Origin of the sequence: Synechococcus sp. R6-5, assembly GCF_047461775.1 — a bacterium.
GTDB lineage: Bacteria > Cyanobacteriota > Cyanobacteriia > Thermostichales > Thermostichaceae > Thermostichus.
Window position 1 is genome coordinate 1 of the sequence record NZ_JANSHV010000213.1, and the last position, 2,447, is coordinate 2,447.

The 2,447-nt window shown below is 59.9% G+C and carries 2 protein-coding genes; both read right to left on the minus strand.

Annotated elements, in window-relative coordinates:
* Nucleotides 1-6 precede the first annotated feature (6 nt).
* Nucleotides 7-1,134 carry an aromatic ring-hydroxylating oxygenase subunit alpha gene (locus tag NW818_RS11095; protein ID WP_414424585.1) on the minus strand — a complete coding sequence of 376 codons (1,128 nt, stop codon included), beginning with the start codon at nt 1,132-1,134 and terminating at the stop codon, nt 7-9.
* A 226-nt stretch (nt 1,135-1,360) separates the two neighbouring features.
* On the minus strand, nt 1,361-2,281 hold the full coding sequence (era, locus tag NW818_RS11100) for a GTPase Era (RefSeq protein WP_414351203.1): 921 nt from the start codon (nt 2,279-2,281) through the stop codon (nt 1,361-1,363).
* Nucleotides 2,282-2,447 lie beyond the last annotated feature (166 nt).

The following is a 2,447-nucleotide window of genomic DNA, read 5'->3' on the forward strand; positions in this document are numbered from 1 at the left end:
AGCGTATCATTGACTAGAGTCATGCTCCTGCATCTGCCGGCGGTATTCCCGCCCAAAGGCTTGCAGCAACCCTTCTGCATGGGAAAGAGGCCCTGCTTCATAGGCACGGGATCCCACCCCTTGCTGGGTGAGCTCGCACAGGTGCCAATCCTGTCGATTGGTGCGATCCCACAATTCCACCACCTCGCTGGGATCAAAACCATCCAGCGCCAAGGTCTCCGGCTCAAACAGCCAATCGCAGACAACCCGCGTCCGGTCGGATCCCTGGGGCCACAGAGTGTGGGTCATGACATAGTCCGGCTGCAGGCTCAAGAATAGATTGGGCATAAGGGTGTAGTAGTAGGCCCGCCGTTGGTTCTCGCCTCGCACGGTGGAGATCAGGGGCAAGCTGCGTTGGCCACTCATGTTTAGGCTGGTCACATCTGGATTGAGCAACATGTAGCCGCCCAAAAAGGGGCCTTCCATCAAGTCGTTGCGACCACTGCGAGCCGGCGAAAGGCGGGCCAATTCTGGGTGAATGAGCGGGCAGTGGTAGCACTCAGAGTAGTTTTCAAACAGCAATTTCCAATTGGCTTGAACGTGGTATTCAATACGATGGCCTCGCCGCAGAGCGGACAGGTTCCACTCTCGGAAACGACCTTGCAATGGGGCAAAAACCTCATCGAAGGGCTGAGGATTGCGGCTGAGGTTGACCCAGACGAAGCCTTCCCATTCTGCCAAGGCAGCGGAGTGGAGGGGATAATCTTCACGGCGAAAGTCTTCCACCTCGTGCATCTGGGGAGCTGCCAACAATTGCCCGTCCAGCCCATAGCGCCAGGCGTGGTAGGGGCAAGGGATCCCATCGGCAAAATGGCCTTGGAGCTCGCTGCAGAGTCGGGTTCCTCGATGGCGACAGTGGTTGAAGAAGGCATGGGCTTGCCCCTTGGGATCCCGTACCAGGATCAGGCTTTCTCTGAGCACCTGCACCTGCAAAAAGTCTCCAGGTTGGGCCAGATCGGCACTGCGCCCCACGCAGAACCACTGCCGATAAAAAATCTGCTCAATCTCCGCCTCAAAGCGGCTGGAGGAGACGTAGTAGTGGCCAGGCAGGGTGCGGGCGCCGGGTTGAACCGTAGCGGGATAGAAAGCGGTCATGGGGCAAAGCAGCGATAAGAAAAACTGCCGTTGAACTCCAAAGGCTTTGCTATCCAAGCTAACGCAGGGATCCCAGTCAGTATCTGTTCTAAGCAGGTCTAGGGCATTTTTGCAGCATTCCCCCCAGGCACGCCGTGCTGCTCGCGCAAATACCCCAGTCTCCTACCCACAAGGGGAGAGGGGGGCATAAGAACTCCGTCCTGCTGACGCAAATGGCTTATTCCCGCTAGGGGGACGTAGCGCTGTAGCCCAAGTCGCGCAGAAGGTGCTCAGAGCGCCGCCAGTGGGGCCGCACCTTGACAAACAGCTCCAGGTACACCTTGCCCAGGATCAGCTTTTGAATCTGCAGGCGGGCTGCCTGGCCGATCCGCTTGAGCCTTTCCCCCCCTTTGCCAATGAGGATCCCCTTTTGCGAGTCCCGCTCCACATAGAGGGTGGCCAGGATGCGGGTGACGTTGGGGGTTTCTTCCACCTGGTCGATGGTCACGGCCACGGAATGGGGCACTTCCTCGCGGGTCTGCAGCAGCACCTGTTCTCGGATCAGCTCCGCCATGATGAACCGCTCCGGCTGATCCGTCACCAGATCCGGCGGGTAGTAGTAGGGGCCGGTGGGCAGCAGATCGATGGTGGCTTGGATCAGGGGTGTCAAACTGCTGGGATCCAAGGCAGACACCCAAACGACAGGAGCGCCGGGGCGCAGGGCTTGGTAGCTCTCCTGGTGAGCTTGGCGCACGGCAGCATCCCGAGGAAGCAGATCCGCTTTGTTGCAGACGATCAGGCAGGGGGAAGCAGCAGGGATCCGCTCGGCAATAAAAGCATCCCCGCGTCCTGCCGGCACCGATCCATCCACCACGAAGAGGATCACGTCCACAGCGGCAATGGCTGCCTGGGCGTTGTGTACCAAGATTTCCCCCAGGCGGTGGTGGGGTTTGTGGATGCCAGGGGTATCCACCCAGATGATCTGGGCTTGGGGTAGGGAGAGGATCCCCTGCAGGCGGTTGCGGGTGGTCTGGGCCACGGGAGAGGTGATGGCAATCTTTTGTCCCACCAGGGCGTTGAGTAGGGTGGACTTGCCCACATTGGGCCGCCCGATCAGCCCCACAAACCCCGACTTAAACCCTGGCGGGGCAGCCGGGATCGCAGACAGTTCCCCACTGCTGACACGACCGGGCGCCGATTCCCCTTCTGCTGCAGCAGCGGAGGACTCTGTCCCGCCGTCGCCAATGGATCCCTGTCCCTCAGGGGAGGGATCCCTCCCGTCTGAAGGAGAATAGGGATGTCCGGCGCTGATACATTTACGCTGAACACTGCTG

What these genes read in the sequence shown, in the direction of transcription:
- NW818_RS11095 (WP_414424585.1), bottom strand. Translation starts at nt 1,134, where the DNA reads ATGACCGCTTTCTATCCCGCTACGGTTCAACCCGGCGCCCGCACCCTG.